An 18,735-nucleotide genomic window follows, 5' to 3' on the forward strand; every position below is an offset into this window, starting at 1 on the left:
GCATTCCGCCGCATATCCGACTCAGCCTGCATCGAGAGACCTACCAGCACCATGTCTTCCTTCCGCCCCGAATATATCCACGACATCCCCCGCTACTGGGCCGCGCAGACGCCCGACGCGCCGTGCCTGCACGAGAACGGCGCCGTCATCAGCTACGGCGAGCTGTGGCGGCGCATCGAGGCCGCCCGCGACTGGCTGGCGGCGCAGGGCGTGGGCGAGGGCGACCGCGTGATGGTGGTTGGCGAGAACTGCAACGAGATGGTGGTCACGCTGTTCGCCAGCAGCCTGCTGCATGCCTGGCCGATCCAGGTCAACGCGCGCCTGTCCGCGCGCGAGATCGAAAATATCCGCGATCATGCGCAGCCGGCGCTGGTGCTGTTCACCGGCCATGTCTCCGACGTGGCCGCGGCGCACGGCGAGCGGCTGGGCGCACAGGCCACCGGCTGCCCGGTGTTCGACGCTGGCATGCGGGTGGTGCGCGCGGCCACCCCGCCGCAGCGCGAGCCGGCCGGGCTGGCCCGCAGCGTTGCCACGCTGATCTATACCTCAGGCACCACCGGCGCGCCCAAGGGCGTGATGGTGCCGCATGCGGGCCTGACGCAGTTTGCGGGCATCTCCGCCACCTCGCGCGACATGGGCCCGGCCGACGTGGCCTACGGCGCCTTGCCGATGTCGCATATCTTCGGCATTGCCACGGTGCTGATGGCCACGCTGTATGCCGGCGCCAGCCTGTTCCTGCGCCCGCGCTTCGACGCCAATGAAGTGTTCGAGTCGCTGGCATCGCCCGGCGTCACCATCCTGCAGGGCGTGCCGACCATGTTCACGCGCATCATGGCGGTGGCGCCCACCGTCGGCGCGAAGCCCGGCGCCTATCCGCGCCTGCGCTACCTCTATACCGGCGGCGCCCCGCTGGACCCCACGCTCAAGCGCGAGGTCGAAACCCTGTTCGGCCAGGCGCTGCACCATGGCTACGGCATCACCGAATACGCCGGCTCGCTCTTCATCACGCGCATGGAAGCCCCGCGCGCCGACTGCTCGGCCGGCTATATCGTCGAAGGCGTGGAGATCGAGATCACCGATGCCGAAGGCAAGCTGCTTCCCGCCGGCGAGCGCGGCCAGATCCGCGTGCGCGGCCCGGGCGTGATGCTGGGCTACTACCGCAACCCCGAGCAGACCGCCGAGGCACTGCTGCCCGGCGGCTGGCTCAACACCGGCGACCTGGGTTACCTGGATGCCGATGGCGCGCTGTTTATCTCCGGCCGCTCCAAGGACCTGATCATCCGCTCCGGCTTCAACGTCTACCCGATCGAGGTCGAGTCGGTGATCAATGCCTTCCCCGGCGTGCGCCAGTCGGCCGTGGTTGGACGCACCACCGGCGACGGCAACGAGGAAGTGGTGGCCTTCATTGAAATGCAGGACGGCGCCGAGCTTGACCGCAAGGCGCTGGACACCTACCTGCGCGAGAGCCTGGCCCCGTACAAGCGCCCCGCCGAGGTCCGCACCGTCGACGTGATTCCGACCACGGCGAGCGGCAAGCTGCTCAAGCAGCCGCTGCGCGCCTTGCTCGACTAAACGCCCGGCGGGCCTGGTGGCCCCCGGCACTACAGCCATACCTGGAGGAGACAACAATGAAGACATGGACGACACTGGCAGCCGTGACCACCACGCTGCTGCTGCAGGGCGCGGCGTGGGCCGCCGAGGCCTACCCGTCGCGGCCGGTCAAGCTGCTGGTGGGCTACGCGCCGGGCGGCCCGGTCGATACCGCCGCGCGCATTTATGCCGAGCAGCTTGGGCGCGTGCTCAAGCAGCCGGTGGTGGTGGACAACCGTGCGGGCGCCAGCGGCGCGATCGCGGCCGACATGACCGCCAAGGCGGCGCCGGACGGCTACACGCTGTATTTCGTCGCCAGCCCGACCATGACCATGACCCCGCTGATCCAGCACTCGGTCAACTTCAATCCGGTCAAGGACTTCACCTATATCGGCCTGATCACCGACTACACCAACGTGCTGCTGGTGAACAAGGACTTCCCGGCGAAGAACGTGGGCGAACTGGTCGACTACGCGCGCAAGCATCCTGAGGGGGTCTCGTTCGGCTCGGCCGGCATTGGGGCATCGAACCATCTGTCCGCGGAGCTGCTGGCTCAGATGAACAACGTGAAGATGCTGCACGTGCCGTACAAGGGTAATGCGCCGGCCATGGCTGACGTGATGAGCGGCAAGGTGACGTTCATGTTCGATATTACCGGCACGGCCATCGGGCATATCAATGGCGGCAAGGTGCGGGCGCTGGCGGTCACGTCGAAGACCCGCAACCCGGCGCTGCCGAACGTGCCGACCATGATCGAGTCTGGCCAGAAGGACTATGACCTGACTGGCTGGTATGCGCTGGTGGGGCCGCAGAAGCTGCCTGGCGATGTGGTGGACAAGCTGGTCAAGGCGCAGAAGGCGGTTGGGGAGGATGCTGCCTTCCGGCAACGCATGACGGCTGGGGGGTATGACGTCAATATCAGCACGCCGAAGGCGCTGGGGGATCGGATTCAGCGGGAGCTGGCGCTTTGGGGTGGGGTGGTGAAGGCGGCGAAGATTCAGGCGGATTGAGGGGGGGAGGGGCTTGGGGGGGCTGGTTCGATGTTGTCGTAGGTCGACGGCCCTGTTCCGCCCTGCTGGGCGGGTCACTTTCTGTCCGAGCGACAGAAAGTAACCAAAGAGCGCGTCGCCTGGGCGGCTGGCCATAAATTGCACGGCGTTGGTGGTTCAAGCGGTGGTGGTTGCCGTTTTGCGTGGTTGCCCGTTCGACCCAGCTACGCTCCCTGTCTGGTGCCTGCGTCGACGGACTATTGGACGAACCCGACTTTAGGCCATTGGCAGCCTGCTAATCAGGTTATCGGTGGGACGCCTTCGGCTGCGCTGCGCGCACTCAGTATCGCAGGTCAAGTGCCCAGGCACGGAGTGCGTCGCTGCGCTCGCACGGCGCTGTCGCCAATGATGCAGGGCCAAAAGCGCAAGTCAGAACGCGGTCGTTGGCGCTACCACGTTAGGGCCGGCGCGAAGCGCAGCCGAAGGCGTCCCACCGACGCGGTGGTTAGCAGGCTGCCAATGGCCTAAAGTCGGGTTCGTCCAATAGTCCGTGGACGTAGGCACCGGACAGGGTGCGTAGCAGGGTCGAACCACCAACCCCATCGAACGGAAATCACCACCGCCCGAACCACCCACGCCGTGGAATGGATGGCCAGCCGCCCAGGCGACGCGTTTTTGGTTACTTTTGTCGCTCGGACAAAAGTGACTCGCCCCTTTAGGGGCGAAACCGGGGCCTCTCCAAGAGCCACCACCACAAATCCGCCGAAGTACCTTGTTGAATGCCATCAAGGCATTGCCTGTAAGCCGTGATGCGTGCCTTCGCCAAGGCGTGGAGTTCTCCGCTCTGTGGACGTTGGCAACTGACGCTTGACTTAGCGTATCGATCCTTCACAATCTGCTCCTTGATTGTGAACGGCAGGGTTCTCTAGACTGGCTGGGCTCCTGATCAACAGGAGTCGGGTGTGAGAACCCGGTTCACGTTCCAGCGGACGGTCGCGTAAGCGGCAATTTTCGAGTCCGTTGCGCTTGTGTGCGCCTTCACTTTACGGCGGGCCGGGCGGGGCCAGCTTCGGCTGGACCGGGTAACGTCCGGTTTTCTCACCCCCGTCGTCTGGCCCGCCACCTCAAGTGAGAATGAGCGGCGGGCCTCCACTTCTACGTTACAGAGGTCAGCAATGCACCAGTCCACCATCGAACCCGACGCCTTCACCCCACCTCGACTAGATGATTCGCTTTCGCGGTTCAGTCCCGAAACCCGCCGTGCAGCGCGTGAGGACGCGCTACCTGTTCCTCGGCAACTCTTGCTATTGAATCTGTTGGATCAGGCCGATGCGGTTGCGCGAGGCACGGCCTGCGTACTGACGTTGGTTACGCACAGCGAATGTGACGCACAAGAAGAGGGGAGCGTAGCCTTGCGGCCGGCTACGTTGGATGCCTTGCGAGGGCTCTGCCTGGCCTCCCTTGGATTGCTGGCCGACAGGGTAGAAGAGTTCGCGGAGGGAATTGAGGAGGCGATGGTCGGCTAGCCCTCCCGGATGCACGAGTCCACTGATTCATTGAAATGGCAGGCGCCGGCCAGTCTCAGTGAATCAGTGGACCGGAACCCGACTCCGCCCTCGCCCCTGCCGCTGGCGGCAAACAGAAGGAAGTCAGCCGCATGCGACATCCGCCTGCGGCTCCCACTTCTTAGCCTTCCACTTCCGCCCAACCCTGCATCGCCTGCCCGCCGGCATCGTCCCCCGTCCACAGCACCAGCCGCCCAGGTTGCGCCGGATCTGCCGCACCGCCAACGATGATGGTGTCCTGGTCGAACAGCGGCGCCAGCCCGCGGAAGCCAAAGCGGCGCACGCGCGCCTGCGGTTGGTCGCGCGCCACCAGATCCAGCATCAGCATCGCCTGCATCGGCCCGTGCACCACCAGGCCGGGATAGCCCTCGACCTCGCGCGTGTACTGGCGGTCATAGTGGATGCGGTGGCCGTTGAAGGTCAGTGCCGAGTAGCGGAACAGCATCACCGGGTCTGCCTGCAGCGTGCGCTGCCACTGCGCGGTCTGCTCCAGCCGCGGGCGCGGCGGCTGCGGCTTGGACGGGTCGGGCATGGCGCGGTAGACGATATCGTGGCGCTCGTTGACCGCGGTCTTGCCGTTGACGGTCAGCTCGTGATCGACGGCGACGAACCACAGTTCACCGGTGCGCCCGGTCTTGTACTGCACGTCCTTGATGGTGGAGGTGCGCGTGACGGTATCGCCGATATGCAGCGGATGGCTGAAGGTCAGCTCGCTGCCGGCCCACATGCGGCGCGGCAGCGGCACCGGCGGCATGAAGCCGCCGAGGGTGGGATGGCCGTCGCGTCCCAGTTCATGCTGCGGCGCGCGCGGCAGGAAGTAGAGCCAGTGCCACAGCGGCGGCAGCGGGCCGGCGGCAACGGCCTCGGGGTCGAGGTCGAAGGTGGCGGCGAGGCCGATCACCGGTTCGGGCGACAGCGTTTCGGTGCGCGATTCGCTGCGGCCGATCCAGCCGCGCAGGCGTTCGAGTTCAGATGTGGCGTCAGTCATGACAGTAGGCCTTGTCGTGCGTGAAGGTTGTCGGGCGGCGGGTTATTGCGCCAGTGCCAGCAGCCGGCGGGCCTGCTCGATCACGGGCCGGTCGACCATCTTGCCATCGACCTGCACCGCATGGCTGCCGCTGGCGGTAGCTTCCAGCACGCGGCGGGCCCAGTCGAGCTGCTCGGGGCTGGGCAAAAAGCCTGCGCGCACCGCGCCCAGCTGGGCCGGGTGGATGCAGAGCTTGCCGGCAAAGCCGAGTTCGCGCGCATAGGCAACGTCGCTGGCCAGCACGGCTTCATCTTTCAGCGCGGTGGTCACGCCGTCGACTGGCGGCGGGAGCCCGGCCACGCGTGAGGCCAGCACGATGCGCGCACGCGCAAAGGCCAGCGCGTCGCGCGTATGGCTGCAGCCCAGGTCGACCGCATAGTCGAGCGAGCCGAAGGCAAGACGTGCGACGCCGGTGGCCACGGCGTCGATCTGATGCAGACCGACCGCTGTCTCGATGATGGCCACGAGTTCGCCCTGCGGGTTGATCGCATGCAGGGCCTGCGCGATGGTGGCCAGCGCGGCGGCATCTTCTGCCTTGGGCACCAGCAGGCCGGCCAAGGCTGTGCCCGGCGGCAGCGCGCGCAGCCAGGCCAGGTCGGCGGCAAAGGACGGCGAGGCGCTGTCATTGATGCGGACAAAGGCATTGGCCGCGGGCCGTTCGGCCAGCCAGGCAGCGATGGCTTCGCGCGCGGTGGGCTTGGCGTCCGGATGGACCGCGTCCTCCAGGTCCAGGATCATCACATCGGGGCCGGCGGCCGCGGCCTTGTCGAAGCGTTCCGGCCGGTCGCCCGGCACGAACAGGTAGGTGGCTGCAGTGGACATGTCTTGGTTCTCAGCCTGCGGCGGGCAGCCAGTCGTTGACGTTCGGGGCCTGCTCCAGCGCCCACACGCGCTGGATGATGGCACGCATCTCGGCCTCGCTCGCGCCGTGGCGGAACGCGCCCAGCTGCAGCGCCTTAGCCTCCAGTTCCGGGCGCGACAGGGTGTTGTCGGGATCGCCCTTGGGGACGTCGACGCGCGCTGCCAGCGTGCGGCCGTCGGTGGTCCTGACGGTGACGCGGCCGATCCACTGGCGCGGGTAGGCGGCGTTGATCTCGGCATCCAGTTCCATGCCGACCTTGCCGCGGAAGGCGGTCACCTTCGGGTCCTGCAGCGCATGCTGCTCGAACTCGCCCAGGCCGGCATGGCCGTGCACGGCCACCAGCCCCAGCACCGTGCCCATCGAGAACTTGGCCTGGTGGATGGTGGTGGGGTTGACCACGGGGCCGAGCACGTCGATGGCGCCCTGGTGCACGTGCGTGGTAACGCTGGCGACCTGGTCGGCGGTGATGCCTTCGCGCTGCATCAGCGCCTTGAGCGCATCGGCGGCCGGGTGCGTGTGGCGGCATGAGGCGAAGAACTTGAACGAGGTCTCGGCGGTGGCCCAGCGCGTGCCCAGGCCGTCGGTCAGGCAGGCGGGGTTGGCATCGCTCGACATGCCGGCAGCCATGCCCTGCGCGCCTTCCAGGATCTGCTTCGCGCCGGTGAAGCCGGCCCGCGCGAGCCAGGCCGACTGCAGGCCATCGGCCGCGGCCTTGGCGGTATGCAGCTGCTTGGAGTCGGCGGCGTCGCGCAGGAATTCCCACAGGCCCGCGGCCTGCGTGCCGGCCGAGCCCAGTGCCTGGTTGATGCCTTCGGCATCCAGGCCATAGAGTTTGGCCACGGCCGCGGCGGCGGCCAGGGTGCCCACCGTGCCGGTGGTGTGGAACACGCGGTAGTGCGAACGGCCCATGAATTCGCCGATGCGGATGCCGGCCTCATAACCGGCGATCGAAGCCAGCAGCACTTCGGCGCCGGTCTTGCCCTCGGCCTGTGCGGCTGCCACGACGGCAGGGAACACCACCGCGGCCGGGTGCAGGACCGAGCCGTTGTGCACGTCGTCCTGCTCGACCACGTGCGAGGAGGCGCCGTTGATCAGCGCGGCAAAGTAGGGCGAGGTGCGGCGGCGGTCCACCAGCACTTCGGCGCCGCCTTGCGCCGGACCCATGGCCGCGGCGAACTCCTGCAGCTTGCGCACGGCGGGGGCATCCTTGCCGGCGATGGCCGAGGCGATCCAGTCCAGGAACAGGTCCTTGGTGCGCTCGATCACGGGCGCGGGCACGTCGGCCAGCTTGAGGTCGGCCAGGAAGTCGCAAAGCTGGCGGGTGGGGTAGTTGGTGTCTGCGGGTTGGCTCATGCCGGCTCCGGAGATTGAATTGGGGTTTGCGGAAAGGAAAAAGGCGCCCGGTCTTCCCGGGCGCCGGCATTGGTTCAGATGGTCTGCTTGTCCGCCAGCGCGGCGATGTCGCTGTCGGCGTAGCCGAGCTCGGCCAGGATCTGGCGGCTGTGCGCGCCCAGCGCGGGCACGTCGCCCATCACCGGCTCCACGCCCGACAGGTTGGCCGGCGGCAGCAGCGCGCCGATGGTGCCGCCGGGCACCGCGACTTCGCGCCAGCGGTTGCGGGCGGCCAGTTGCGGGTGGTTCCAGACGGCCTCGATGTCGTTCATCGGCGCGTTGGCGATCTGGGCGGCGTCCAGCAGCGCCTCCGCCTGCGACACGGTCATCGAGGCAAAGCGCTGCTCGATGATCTCGGTCATCGCGGGTCGGTTCTTGACGCGGCCGGAGTTGGTGGCGAAGCGCTCGTCCTGCAGCAGCTCAGGCTGCTCCAGCACCTTCTCGCAGAAGGCGCGCCATTCGCGCTCGTTCTGCAGACCGAAGATCACGCTGCCGCCGTCGCCGGTGCGGTGCACGCCGTACGGGGCGATGGCCGGGTGCGAGGCGCCGAAGCGCGCCGGCGGCGTGCCGCCGTAGTGGCCGAAGTAGAGCGCGTAGCCCATCCATTCGGACAGCGCTTCAAGCATGGTGACTTCCACGCGCACGCCCTCGCCGGTGCGCCCGCGCTGCAGCAGCGCTGACAGGATGCCGGTATAGGCATACATGCCGGCGGCGATGTCGGCAATCGAGATGCCCGCGCGCGAGGGCTCGTCCGGGCCGCCGGTGATGCCGATCAGGCCGGCCGCGGCCTGGATCAGCAGGTCATAGGCCTTCTTGTCGCGATAGGGGCCGGCATCGCCGTAGCCCGAGATATCGCACACGATCAGCTTGCCGTAGCGGGCGTGCAGGGTGTCGAAGTCCAGGCCCATGCGCGCGGCGGCGCCGGGGGCCAGGTTCTGCACCAGCACGTCGGCGTCGGCCAGCAGCTGGTGCAGCACCTTCTGCGCGGCTTCCTGCTTCAGGTCCAGCGTCAGGCTTTCCTTGCCGCGGTTGAGCCAGACGAAGTGCGAGGCCTGGCCATGCACGGTCTCGTCATAGCCGCGGGCAAAGTCGCCCGCGCCGGGGCGCTCGACCTTGATCACACGCGCGCCCAGGTCGGCCAGCTGGCGCGTGGCGAAGGGCGCGGCCACGGCGTGCTCGAGCGAGACCACGCGGATGCCGTCGAGCGGGCGGATGCCTTTGGGGGAATGGGACATGCAGGGGCCTTAGAACGAACGCGGCAGCTCGAGCACATGCTCGGCCACGTAGGACAGGATCAGGTTGGTCGAGATCGGGGCCACCTGGTACAGGCGCGTCTCGCGGAACTTGCGCTCGATGTCGTACTCGGCGGCAAAGCCGAAGCCGCCGTGCGTCTGCAGGCAGACGTTGGCCGCTTCCCACGAGGCGTCGGCGGCCAGCAGCTTCGAGATATTGGCTTCCTTGCCGCACGGCTTGCCGGCGTCGAACAATTGCGCGGCCTTGTAGCGCATCAGGCTGGCGGCCTCGACATTGATATACGAGCGCGCGATCGGGAACTGCACGGCCTGGTTCTGGCCGATCGGGCGGTCGAACACGATGCGGTCGCGCGCATAGTTGCTGGCGCGCTCGACAAACCAGTAGCCATCGCCGACGCACTCGGCGGCGATCAGGATGCGCTCGGCGTTGAGGCCGTCAAGGATGTACTTCAGGCCCTTGCCTTCCTCGCCGATCAGGTTTTCTGCGGGGACTTCAAGGTTGTCGAAGAACAGCTCGTTGGTCTCATGGTTGACCATGTTGCGGATCGGCTTGACCGTCAGGCCCTTGCCGATGGCATCGCGCAGGTCCACCACAAACACCGACAGGCCCTCGGACTTGCGCTTGACCTGGTCCAGCGGCGTGGTGCGTGCCAGCAGCAGCATCAGGTCCGAATGCTGCACGCGCGAAATCCACACCTTCTGGCCATTGACGATGTACTTGTCGCCCTGGCGCACCGCGGTGGTCTTCAGCTTGGTGGTGTCGGTGCCGGTGGTGGGCTCGGTCACGGCCATCGACTGCATGCGCAGCTCGCCCGAGGCGATGCCCGGCAGCCAGCGCTGTTTCTGCGCTTCGGAGCCGTGGCGCAGCAGGCAGCCCATCACGTACATCTGGCCGTGGCAGGCGCCGGAATTGCCGCCGCTGCGGTTGATTTCTTCCATGATGACCGAGGCCGCAGTCAGCGACAGGCCCGAGCCGCCATAGGCTTCAGGGATTAGCGCCGACAGCCAGCCTGCCTGGGTCAGCGCCTGGACAAAGGTCTCAGGAAAGGCGTTCTGCTCTTCCACCCGTTGCCAGTACGCCGAATCGAAGCCGGCGCAGAGGTCGCGCACCGCTTCGCGGATTTCGGGGTACAGCTGGTCTGGATCCTGATGTGCGTGCATGGGGTAGCCCCGCTCAGATTGAATGGGGCCATTATTCCCGAGCCCCCGGCACGCTGAAATTCGGATTTGCGAAAGAGCGGCTTAGGTGGGCCGGAAGCAGGGGAGGCGAAAGCTGCATGTGGCGCCAGCGCCTTGCGGCCCGCAGGCCCGGTTGCCGGCAGGCCACCCGTGCTACGCTCAGGTCTGCACCAAAGCACCCGGAGGCGAGCCATGGACGGGGTCTGGTCTGAAGTTTTCAGTGTCTTGCGCGCCGAGTTCGCCGATGTGCCGGACGCTGCCGAGGCCACCCGCATCCTGGCGCGCCTGTTCATGGCGATGCTGCTGGGCGGCCTGATCGGCTATCAGCGCGAGATCTCCGGCAAGGCAGCGGGGCTGCGCACCCATATGCTGGTGGCGCTGGGCTCGGCGCTGTTCGTGCTGGTGCCGCTGCAGGCCGGGGTGCCGCTGGCCGACATCAGCCGCGTGCTGCAGGGGCTGATTACGGGCATCGGCTTCCTTGGCGCCGGCGCGATCCTGAAGCACAGCGACGAAGCCCACATCGAGGGCCTGACCACCGCCGCCAGCATCTGGATGGTCGCGGCCATCGGCGTGGCTGCCGGCCTGGGTCGCGATACCACCGCGGTGATCGCCACCATTTTCACGCTGGGCATCCTGCAGCTCCTGCAGCGCTGGAAATAGCGCACCCGCGCCCGGCGCATCCGGCACCCGTGCCGCCCGGCGTGCGCCGGTCTGTTCGCTTGCCCGCCAATTTGCGTCATTTGCCACTGCAATGCGCGCCAGCGCACGCAAGCCGCGCGCGGCGCGCCCTATGCTGTGGCACAGGTTGCGCCGCGCTCCGGAGGCGCAGCCGCAGCAGAGCAGGGGAGGCAGGCATGAAATCATCGATCCGTGACGACGCGGCGCTGGCCGCATTCGTGGGGCCGCGCTATGCGTACTACAGCCAGCGCTGGTCCCTGGCCGAGACGCGCGGCGGCATGTCGTGGAACTGGGCGGCGTGCCTGCTGGGACCGTTCTGGATGGCCTACCGGCGCATGTACTGGCAGGTGGGGGTCTATGCGCTGATCGTCTGCGCCGAGCCGGTGCTGCACGCGCTGTTCGGGCTGAAGATGCCGCTGGCGGTCCGGCCGATGCTGTATGCCATGGCACTGCTGCTGGGCATGTATGGCAACCAGATCTACCGCTGGCATGCCGAGGCGACCATCCGGCACCTGCGCGAGTACCATTTTTCACCGGAACTGGTGCACGACTCCCTGGCGCGCTGTGGCCGCACCAGCTGGCCCGGTGTGTTCGCCATGGGCCTGCTGCTGGTGGTGATGGCGGTGTCGCTGAGCCCGCTGGCGGGGCTGGTGGTGCAGGGCGGCGGGCTGGCCGCCGGCTGAACTGTCGACTGCCTGTCCGGCAACCCCCCGGCTTACACCGGCTCGCGCGCCGCGTCGACCAGGTACTGGATCAGCGTTTCGGCAAACTGGGGCAGTTCGCGCCCCGGGCGGCGCACCAGGCGCAGCTCGCGCTTGGCCCATTCGTCTTCCAGCTTGATAAAGCGCAGCACCTTGCGGCTGGCGTAGCGGCGCGCGCAGCTGTTGGGCACGATGGCGATGCCCGCGCCGGCCTCGACCATGCGGCATACGGCATCGAAGCTGCCCACCTGGATGCGCAGGCTGATGCGCTTGCCCATGCCGCCGGCGATGCGGTCCAGGAACGACTGGATCGCGCTGAACTGGTTCAGGCCGACAAAGCGGCAGGTATCGAGCAGGTCGGCGAAATGCAGCCGCTTGAAGGCCGGCAGCGGGTGGTTGACGGGGGCGATCACGATCAGCTCATCGCTGCACAGGTGCATCGCGTCCAGGTCCTGGGTGGCGACTTCACCGGCCACGATGCCCAGGTCGGCGGCGCCGGCGCTGATGGCCGAGACGATTTCCTGCGACAGGTGCTCTTCCAGCTCGATGTCCACGTCCGGGTTCTCGCTCAGGAAGCGCGATACGCCGGTGGCCAGGAACGAGTTGGTGGCGGTGGTGTTGGCCAGCAGCCGCACGCGGCCCTTGACGCCCTTGGCATAGGGCCGCAGGTCTGCGTGCAGGCATTCCAGTTCGCGGAAGACCTCGCGGGCGTGGCGCAGCAGCGCATCGCCCGCCGGCGTCAGGCGCACGCCCTTGACCTGGCGGATCAGCAATTGTGTCTGGAACGCCTCTTCCAGTTGCTTGATCCGGGTGCTGGCCGCGGGCAGCGAAAGAAAGCTGCGTTCGGCCGCGCGGGTCAGGTTCTCCGTCTCGCCAACGTTCAGGAAGAGGCGGAGGTCGGTCAGGTCGTAATGCATGGGCTTCCGTCAGGCCAAAGGCCAGTTTTGTGATTCGTGAATTCCAAAGTCTCGGCCGTCAATTTATCGTATCCACTGCGGCGTGGACATCCGGATTGACCGCATCGGCGGGCGATGCCCGCGGCGCAGGGGTGTTTCGCCGGGTTTGCGGTCGGTGACCGCACAAAAAGTATTCAGAGGAGCAACGCAATGAGCGGTTTGATGGCAGGCAAGGTCGCGCTGGTGACGGGCGCAGGTGGTGGAATCGGGCGCGGCATCGCGCTGGCACTGGCCGCCGCCGGTGCCAAGGTGGTGGTCAATGACCTCGGCGTGTCGATGACCGGCGAGGGCGGCGACGCTGGCCCCGCTCAGCGCGTGGTGGAGGAAATCCGCGCCGCCGGCGGTGAGGCCGTGGCCAATACCGACAGCGTGTCGACCTGGAACGGCGCCAATGCCATCGTGCAATGCGCGCTGGACAACTTCGGCCGCATCGACGCCGTGGTCAACAACGCCGGCAACCTGCGCGACCGCATGTTCTTCAAGATGAATGAAGAAGAATGGCGCTCGGTGATCGATGTGCACCTGCACGGCACCTTCTTCGTCAGCCGCGCCGCGGCCAACTACTTCAAGGACCAGGAGAGCGGCGCCTACGTGCACATGACCTCCACCTCCGGCCTGATCGGCAACCTGGGCCAGGCCAATTACTCGGCGGCCAAGCTGGGCATTGCCGCGCTGTCCAAGTCGATCGCACTGGACATGCAGCGCTTCAACGTGCGCTCGAACTGCATCGCACCGTTCGCCTGGAGCCGCATGACCAGCTCGATCCCGGCCGAAACGCCGGAAGAGAAGGCACGCGTGGCCAAGCTGCAGAAGATGGAAGCCGGCAAGATCGCCCCGGTGGCGGTCTACCTTGCCAGCCCGGCTGCCAGCGAAGTCAACGGCCAGATCTTCGCGGTGCGCGCCAACGAGATCATCCTGATGAGCCAGCCGCGCCCGGTGCGCTCGGTGCATATGAGCGAGGGCTGGACGCCTGAAACGGTGGGCGAGATCGCCATGCCGGCCATGCGCAACAGCTTCTTCAAGCTGGAGCGTTCGCCCGACGTGATCAGCTGGGACCCGATCTGATGGCGGGCAGCCAGGCCCCGGCGCACGGCGCGCTTGCCGGCGTGCGGGTGCTGGACCTGTCGCGCATCCTGGCCGGTCCCTGGTGCGCGCAGAACCTGGCGGACCTGGGGGCCGAAGTCATCAAGGTGGAGCGGCCCGGCGCGGGCGACGACACCCGTTCGTGGGGGCCGCCCTGGCTGCCTGGCGCGGACGGGCAGCCGTCGCGCGACGCCACCTACTTTGCCGGCGCCAACCGCGGCAAGCAGTCGGTGACGCTCGATATCGCCAGCCCGCAAGGGCAGGAGATCGTGCGCGAACTGGCGGCGAAGTCGCAGATCGTGCTGGAGAACTACAAGGTCGGCGACCTGAAGCGCTACGGGCTGGACTATGAAAGCCTCAAGGCGATCAACCCGTCCATCGTCTACTGCTCGATCACGGGCTACGGCCAGACCGGGCCGAGCGCGCACAAGCCCGGCTATGACTTCATCTTCCAGGGCCTGGGCGGCCTGATGAGCGTCACCGGCGAGCGCGACGACCTGCCCGGCGGCGGGCCGCAGAAGGTGGGCGTGGCGGTGATCGACATGCTTACCGGCATGTACGCCACCGTGGCCGTGCTGGCCGCCTTGCGCCATGCCGAGCGCACCGGCGAAGGCCAGCATATCGACATGGCGCTGCTCGATGCGGTGGTGGCGGTCGGCGCCACGCCGATCATCGCCCAGCGCGTGACCGGCAAGGCCATGCCGCGCTACGGCAACGCACACGCCAATATGGTGCCCTACCATGTGTTCGCCACTGCCGACGGCTACATGATCGTGGCGGCCGGCAACGACGGGCAGTGGCAGGCGTATTGCCGCGGCGTCGAGCGTCCCGACCTGGCCGCCGACGAGCGCTTTGCCACCGGCCCCGGCCGCATCATCCATCGCGACACGCTGGTGCCGCTGCTTGAGGCGCATATGCGCACGCGGCCGACGGCGCACTGGCTGCAGGCGCTGGAAGCGCAGGGCATCCCGTGCGGGCCGATCAACGACTACGGCCAGGTGCTGGAAGACCCGCAGGTGCGGCATCGCGAGCTGCAGGTCGACCTGGTGCGCGAGGATGGCAGCCTGTGCCCGACCGTCAAGAGTCCGCTGCGGCTGTCGGCAACTCCGGTGCAATACGACGCACCGCCGCCGCGGCTGGGCGAGCATACCGGGCACGTGCTGGAAACGGTGCTGGGTTTGTCGGCCGAGCGCATCGCCAGGCTGCGCGAGCAAGGCGTGGTCTGACAGGAGGCGGGTGCCTGGCGGGAAGCTGCCGGGCACCTTCTGTCAGTTTCCCTGGCACGGCAGGCACCTGCACAAAGTCTCTCCATCGCCTAGGCTGTCTGGGTAGCGGCCGCAAGCCGCTTTCCGCGGTTCCCCCGGTTCCCCAGGAGACAGCCATGAACGAAGAGACCTTCAACCTCAGCATCCGCAAGTTCCTGAAGGTGGTCGGCGTCAGTTCCCAGCGCGACATCGAGCAGGCGGTTGCGAAGGCGCTGGCCGACGGCACCATTGCCGGTACCGAGCGCTTTCCGGTGTCGGTGACCCTGGAACTGGCGGGCGTGCAGCTCAAGGCGCGGTTCGACGGCGAGATCCAGCTTGAGTAAGCCGGTCGTGGCGGTGTTCGCAGTGGTTCTGTTTCTTGCGTGAAACGCCAAAAGGATGACCCTGTCCGGTCCTTTTGTTGCGCAAGTTGATCCATCTGCACGATGGGCGCGCAGGCCCCCCTCACATAATCTTCCCGGAAACGTCGAACCAATGGGACCGGGGGGACACCATGGCTGGATGCAACGAGCGCATGCATTGCGCTGGGGGCGGGGTATGCGCAGGCCGTGCAACGCGACGTGCGCAAGGGCGGGTCACACGCCACCGCACGGGCCACGCGCCGCTCTGAAGCGCGGGGGCCGTTGCCATGCATGCCGCCGCCGCTACGCCCGCAAGGAACATCGAGGACACCGGCTGGAACCTGCCGGATCCGGCATGTCGGCACGCGCGCCCCGAGGATCCGCTGCTGGCGTGCCTGCTCTGGCTGGCCCGGCGCTTCCAGCGGCCGGTTGCGGCCGAAGCGCTGATTGCGGGCCTGCCGCTTGATGCGAATCGCCTGACCCCTGCCTTGTTTCCACGCGCGGCCGCACGCGCCGGCATGTCGGCCCGGCTGGTCAAGCGCCCGCTGGACGAAATCCCGGACCTGGTGCTGCCCGCCATCCTGCTGCTCGACCAGGGCGAGGCGTGCGTATTGCTGCGCCGTGGCGACGAGGGCATGCTGCTGGTCTCGCAGCCGGAATGGGGCGACGGCGAGCAGCCGGTCCGCCGAGAAGACCTGCTGGCCCGGTACACCGGCCATGCCATCTTCGCCCGGCCCGCGCACCGCTTCGAGGCGGCGGGCGATGCCGGGCCGACGCCGCCGCATGGATGGTTCTGGGGCGTGATGCGCCAGTCGTGGCCGCTCTATGGCGAGGTGCTGGTTGCCTCGCTGCTGCTCAGCCTGTTCGCGCTGGTCATGCCGCTGTTCACCATGAACGTCTATGACCGCGTGGTGCCGAATCATGCGCTGGAAACGCTGTGGGCGCTGGCCATCGGCGTCGGCCTGGTGCTTGGCTTCGAGCTGGTGATGCGCACGCTGCGCGGCTATTTTGTCGACGTGGCTGGCCGGCGCATCGATGTCACGGTCTCCGCGACGGTGTTCGAGAAGGTGCTGGGCATCGAGATGAAGGCGCGGCCGGCGTCGGTGGGCAGCCTGAGCAGCCAGCTGCATGAATTCGAGTCGGTGCGCGAGTTCCTGACCTCGGCCACCATCACGACCCTGGTCGACCTTCCGTTCGCCGCGGTCTTCATTGCGGCCATGTTCTGGGTCGGTGGCCCGCTGGCCTGGGTGCCGCTGCTGGCGGTGCCGCTGGTGATCGGCATCAGCCTGCTGCTGCAGGGGCCGCTGTCGCGCGCGGTACACGCCAGCAGCGCCTGCGCGGCCCAGCGCCAGGCCGCACTGGTCGAAACCCTGGTGGGGCTGGAGACCATCAAGACCAGCGGTGCCGAAGGTGCCGCCCAGCGCAAATGGGAGCAGGTGGTCGGACAGATGGCGCAGCTGGGACTGCGGGCGCGGCTGCTCTCCGCCTGCGTGATCAACCTCTCACTGTTCGCCCAGCAGGCTGCCACGCTGGTGGTGGTGGTGATCGGCGTCTACCTGATCGCCGACGACCGGCTGACCACGGGCGGCCTGATTGCCTGCACCATCCTTGCCGGCCGGGCGCTGGCGCCGCTCTCGCAAGTGGCAGGGCTGACCACCCGCTATCATCAGGCGCGCACGGCGCTGGCCGGCATCGACCGCATGATGGCGCTGCCCGTCGAGCGCCCGCCGGGCAAGCATTTCCTGCACCGTCCGCCGCTGCGCGGCGAGATCGAGTTCCGGCAGGTCAGCTTTCGCTATCCGGGCCGCGACATCGCGGCTCTGGATGGGGTCTCGTTCCGCATTGCCAGCGGCGAGCGGGTCGGCCTGATCGGCCGCATCGGCTCAGGCAAGACCACCATCGAGAAGCTGATCCTCGGCCTGTACGCACCGGATGCCGGCACCGTGCTGGTCGACGGCGCGGAGGTGCGCCAGCTGGACCCGGCGGCGCTACGGCGCGACATCGGCTATGTGCCGCAGGACGTGATGCTGTTCAGCGGCACCCTACGCGACAACATCGTGATGGGCGCCCCATACGCCGACGACGAAGCGGTGCTGCGCGCGGCGCGCCTGGGCGGCGTGAGCGACTTTGTCGATCGCCTGCCTGACGGCTATGACCTGCGCCTGGGAGAGCGCGGCGAAGGCCTGTCGGGCGGCCAGCGCCAGGCTATTGCCATTGCCCGTGCCGAGTTGCTGCAGCCGCCGCTGCTGCTGCTCGACGAACCCAGCAGCGCCATGGACAACCGTACCGAGGAGCAGTTCAAGGCGCGCCTGGCCTCGGCGCTGGGCGGGCGCACGCTGATCCTGGTCACGCATCGCGGCTCGCTGCTCAGCCTGGTCGATCGCCTGATCGTGATGGACCAGGGCCGTATCGTGGCCGATGGCCCCAAGGCCGAAGTCCTGAACGCGCTCGCGGGGAGGAAGCTCCATGTCGCTTCCTGATCCGCAACGCATGGGGCCGGCGCGGCGCCTGATCGCCGCGCTGAGGCCGCGCGCCGACGACACCGCATTCATGTGCGAGCGCGATGCGGCCGCGATGGCGCAACCGCGCTATTTCACGCACTGGATTCTCTGGTCCGCCCTGGTCTTCGTGCTGGTGGCGCTGGCCTGGGCCGCGCTGGCGCAGGTGGACGAGGTGGCCGTAGGCGAGGGCAAGGTGATCCCGTCGAGCCAGGTGCAGGTGGTGCAGAACCTCGAAGGCGGGATCATCGCCGAGATCATGGTGCGACCGGGGCAGGTGGTGAACAAGGACCAGCCGCTGATGCGCATCGACGATACCCGCTTCACGGCTTCATACCAGGAGGGCCGCACCAGGGACGATGCGCTGGTGGCACGCATTGCGCGCCTGAGCGCCGAGGCCGACGGCACGGCGTTCGTGGCGAGTGCGCCGGCCGATGCCGAGGGCCGCCGCTTCGTGTCCGAGGAGCGCGCGCTGTTCGAGTCGCGCAAGCGCGCGTTCGATGCCAATCTTGCCGTGCTGCGCCAGCAGTCAGAGCAACGGAGGCAGGAACTGACCGAGAAGCGCTCGCGCGAACAGCAACTGCGGCAGAGCCATCGCCTGGTGGCGCAGGAGCTGACCATGATGCGCCCGATGGTGGCGCAGGGCGTGGTGTCCGAGGTCGACTTGCTGCGGCTGGAGCGCCAGGCCAATGACCTGAAAGGCGAGCTCGAGGCCGCGCGGCTCGCCATGCCGCGCCTGGAGGCCGCCTACCGCGAGAGCCAGCAGAAAGCCGACGAACTGGGCACGCATTATCGCGCCGAGGCCATGAAGGAGCTCAACCAGGCCAAGGCCGAACAGGCCGCGCAGAGCGCCACCAACACGGCGCTGCAGGACCGCGTCGACCGCACCCTGGTACGCGCCCCGCTTGCGGGCGTCATCAAGCAGATCAAGATCAATACCGTGGGCGGCGTGGTGCAGCCCGGCATGGACCTGCTGGAGATCGTCCCGCTGGAAGACACGCTGCTGGTTGAGGCGCGCGTGCGGCCTGCCGACATTGCTTTCCTGCGGCCCGGCCAGTCGGCGGTGGTCAAGCTGTCGGCCTACGACTTCTCGGTCTATGGCGGCTTTCCCGGCACCGTGGAACATATCAGCGCCGATACGCTGACGCCGGAGCGCCCGGGCGAGCGCCCCGAAAGCTACTACCTGGTGCGCGTGCGCACCCGCGACAACCGGCCAGGCGGCAGTGCCGTGCAGGTACCCATCCTGCCCGGCATGGTGGCCACGGTCGATGTGCTGACCGGGCAGAAGACAGTGCTCCATTACCTGCTCAAGCCCATCATCAAGACCAGGGAACTGGCGTTCCGGGAACGATAAGA

Annotated in this window: 16 protein-coding genes; 10 read left to right on the forward strand and 6 right to left on the reverse strand. The window is 67.7% G+C overall.

Going from position 1 to position 18,735, the window contains the following annotated elements; translation table 11 throughout:
* The first annotated feature begins 51 nt into the window (after positions 1–51).
* From ACW4E8_RS11735 to ACW4E8_RS11745, 3 genes are all read left to right on the forward strand, one after another.
* Positions 52–1,572 (forward strand): class I adenylate-forming enzyme family protein, encoded by a 1,521-nt coding sequence (locus ACW4E8_RS11735; RefSeq protein ID WP_456804663.1) that lies wholly within the window; start codon positions 52–54, stop codon positions 1,570–1,572.
* Positions 1,573–1,628: 56 nt separating this feature from the next.
* Entirely contained in the window at positions 1,629–2,600 is a 972-nt protein-coding gene (locus tag ACW4E8_RS11740; RefSeq protein ID WP_456804664.1) for a Bug family tripartite tricarboxylate transporter substrate binding protein, read from the forward strand.
* A 1,154-nt stretch (positions 2,601–3,754) separates the two neighbouring features.
* The gene (locus ACW4E8_RS11745; RefSeq protein ID WP_456804665.1) at positions 3,755–4,105 is read left to right on the forward strand and encodes a hypothetical protein; all 351 of its coding nucleotides are present in this window, start codon (positions 3,755–3,757) and stop codon (positions 4,103–4,105) included.
* A gap of 160 nt (positions 4,106–4,265) precedes the next feature.
* Here the strand turns inward: ACW4E8_RS11745 and ACW4E8_RS11750 are convergent, their stop codons facing one another.
* The 5 genes from ACW4E8_RS11750 to ACW4E8_RS11770 form a co-directional block, all read right to left on the reverse strand.
* Complete coding sequence (locus ACW4E8_RS11750; protein ID WP_456804666.1) at positions 4,266–5,132, reverse strand: FAS1-like dehydratase domain-containing protein; 867 nt, start codon at positions 5,130–5,132, stop codon at positions 4,266–4,268.
* A 42-nt stretch (positions 5,133–5,174) separates the two neighbouring features.
* Complete coding sequence (locus tag ACW4E8_RS11755) at positions 5,175–5,993, reverse strand: HpcH/HpaI aldolase/citrate lyase family protein (protein ID WP_456804667.1); 819 nt, start codon at positions 5,991–5,993, stop codon at positions 5,175–5,177.
* A gap of 10 nt (positions 5,994–6,003) precedes the next feature.
* Complete coding sequence (locus ACW4E8_RS11760; RefSeq protein WP_456804668.1) at positions 6,004–7,386, reverse strand: MmgE/PrpD family protein; 1,383 nt, start codon at positions 7,384–7,386, stop codon at positions 6,004–6,006.
* Between the two features lie 74 nt (positions 7,387–7,460).
* A complete protein-coding gene (locus ACW4E8_RS11765) occupies positions 7,461–8,660 on the reverse strand; it encodes a CaiB/BaiF CoA transferase family protein (RefSeq protein WP_456804669.1) in 1,200 nt (399 codons plus the stop codon).
* Between the two features lie 9 nt (positions 8,661–8,669).
* Positions 8,670–9,839 (reverse strand): acyl-CoA dehydrogenase family protein, encoded by a 1,170-nt coding sequence (locus tag ACW4E8_RS11770; RefSeq protein ID WP_456804670.1) that lies wholly within the window; start codon positions 9,837–9,839, stop codon positions 8,670–8,672.
* A 210-nt stretch (positions 9,840–10,049) separates the two neighbouring features.
* On the opposite strand from ACW4E8_RS11770, the gene ACW4E8_RS11775 reads away from it, so the two are divergent.
* Together ACW4E8_RS11775 and ACW4E8_RS11780 are read left to right on the forward strand one after the other, a co-directional pair.
* Positions 10,050–10,517, forward strand: coding sequence for an MgtC/SapB family protein (locus tag ACW4E8_RS11775; protein ID WP_456804671.1), 468 nt, complete (start codon positions 10,050–10,052; stop codon positions 10,515–10,517).
* Positions 10,518–10,711: 194 nt separating this feature from the next.
* A complete protein-coding gene (locus tag ACW4E8_RS11780; protein ID WP_456804672.1) occupies positions 10,712–11,218 on the forward strand; it encodes a DUF2628 domain-containing protein in 507 nt (168 codons plus the stop codon).
* 32 nt (positions 11,219–11,250) lie between these two features.
* Here the strand turns inward: ACW4E8_RS11780 and ACW4E8_RS11785 are convergent, their stop codons facing one another.
* On the reverse strand, positions 11,251–12,153 hold the full coding sequence (locus ACW4E8_RS11785; protein ID WP_456804673.1) for a LysR substrate-binding domain-containing protein: 903 nt from the start codon (positions 12,151–12,153) through the stop codon (positions 11,251–11,253).
* A gap of 189 nt (positions 12,154–12,342) precedes the next feature.
* Between ACW4E8_RS11785 and ACW4E8_RS11790 the strand changes: the two genes are divergently transcribed.
* The 5 genes from ACW4E8_RS11790 to ACW4E8_RS11810 all read left to right on the forward strand — a co-directional run bounded on the left by ACW4E8_RS11790 (position 12,343) and on the right by ACW4E8_RS11810 (position 18,733).
* Positions 12,343–13,257: an SDR family NAD(P)-dependent oxidoreductase gene (locus tag ACW4E8_RS11790; protein WP_035820693.1), complete on the forward strand. Its 915-nt coding sequence runs from the start codon at positions 12,343–12,345 to the stop codon at positions 13,255–13,257.
* Complete coding sequence (locus ACW4E8_RS11795; RefSeq protein ID WP_456804674.1) at positions 13,257–14,501, forward strand: CaiB/BaiF CoA transferase family protein; 1,245 nt, start codon at positions 13,257–13,259, stop codon at positions 14,499–14,501. Before ACW4E8_RS11790 ends, ACW4E8_RS11795 begins: the two co-directional genes overlap by 1 nt.
* A gap of 155 nt (positions 14,502–14,656) precedes the next feature.
* Entirely contained in the window at positions 14,657–14,863 is a 207-nt protein-coding gene (locus tag ACW4E8_RS11800) for a DUF6494 family protein (RefSeq protein WP_456804675.1), read from the forward strand.
* 305 nt (positions 14,864–15,168) lie between these two features.
* A complete protein-coding gene (locus ACW4E8_RS11805) occupies positions 15,169–17,361 on the forward strand; it encodes a type I secretion system permease/ATPase (protein WP_456804676.1) in 2,193 nt (730 codons plus the stop codon).
* The gene (locus ACW4E8_RS11810) at positions 17,348–18,733 is read left to right on the forward strand and encodes an HlyD family type I secretion periplasmic adaptor subunit (protein ID WP_456804677.1); all 1,386 of its coding nucleotides are present in this window, start codon (positions 17,348–17,350) and stop codon (positions 18,731–18,733) included. The genes ACW4E8_RS11805 and ACW4E8_RS11810 overlap by 14 nt, the downstream gene beginning before the upstream one ends.
* Positions 18,734–18,735: the final 2 nt, after the last annotated feature.

This window comes from Cupriavidus sp. CP313, from assembly GCF_054072015.1.

Bases quoted from the DNA above. Each gene is read 5' to 3' on its own strand.
- ACW4E8_RS11750 (WP_456804666.1), bottom strand. From the start codon at position 5,132: ATGACTGACGCCACATCTGAACTCGAACGCCTGCGCGGCTGGATCGGC.
- ACW4E8_RS11785 (WP_456804673.1), bottom strand. From the start codon at position 12,153: ATGCATTACGACCTGACCGACCTCCGCCTCTTCCTGAACGTTGGCGAG.
- ACW4E8_RS11745 (WP_456804665.1), top strand. From the start codon at position 3,755: ATGCACCAGTCCACCATCGAACCCGACGCCTTCACCCCACCTCGACTA.
- ACW4E8_RS11735 (WP_456804663.1), top strand. From the start codon at position 52: ATGTCTTCCTTCCGCCCCGAATATATCCACGACATCCCCCGCTACTGG.
- ACW4E8_RS11740 (WP_456804664.1), top strand. From the start codon at position 1,629: ATGAAGACATGGACGACACTGGCAGCCGTGACCACCACGCTGCTGCTG.
- ACW4E8_RS11810 (WP_456804677.1), top strand. From the start codon at position 17,348: ATGTCGCTTCCTGATCCGCAACGCATGGGGCCGGCGCGGCGCCTGATC.
- ACW4E8_RS11800 (WP_456804675.1), top strand. From the start codon at position 14,657: ATGAACGAAGAGACCTTCAACCTCAGCATCCGCAAGTTCCTGAAGGTG.
- ACW4E8_RS11770 (WP_456804670.1), bottom strand. From the start codon at position 9,839: ATGCACGCACATCAGGATCCAGACCAGCTGTACCCCGAAATCCGCGAA.
- ACW4E8_RS11790 (WP_035820693.1), top strand. From the start codon at position 12,343: ATGAGCGGTTTGATGGCAGGCAAGGTCGCGCTGGTGACGGGCGCAGGT.
- ACW4E8_RS11760 (WP_456804668.1), bottom strand. From the start codon at position 7,386: ATGAGCCAACCCGCAGACACCAACTACCCCACCCGCCAGCTTTGCGAC.
- ACW4E8_RS11765 (WP_456804669.1), bottom strand. From the start codon at position 8,660: ATGTCCCATTCCCCCAAAGGCATCCGCCCGCTCGACGGCATCCGCGTG.
- ACW4E8_RS11795 (WP_456804674.1), top strand. From the start codon at position 13,257: ATGGCGGGCAGCCAGGCCCCGGCGCACGGCGCGCTTGCCGGCGTGCGG.
- ACW4E8_RS11805 (WP_456804676.1), top strand. From the start codon at position 15,169: ATGCATGCCGCCGCCGCTACGCCCGCAAGGAACATCGAGGACACCGGC.
- ACW4E8_RS11755 (WP_456804667.1), bottom strand. From the start codon at position 5,993: ATGTCCACTGCAGCCACCTACCTGTTCGTGCCGGGCGACCGGCCGGAA.
- ACW4E8_RS11775 (WP_456804671.1), top strand. From the start codon at position 10,050: ATGGACGGGGTCTGGTCTGAAGTTTTCAGTGTCTTGCGCGCCGAGTTC.
- ACW4E8_RS11780 (WP_456804672.1), top strand. From the start codon at position 10,712: ATGAAATCATCGATCCGTGACGACGCGGCGCTGGCCGCATTCGTGGGG.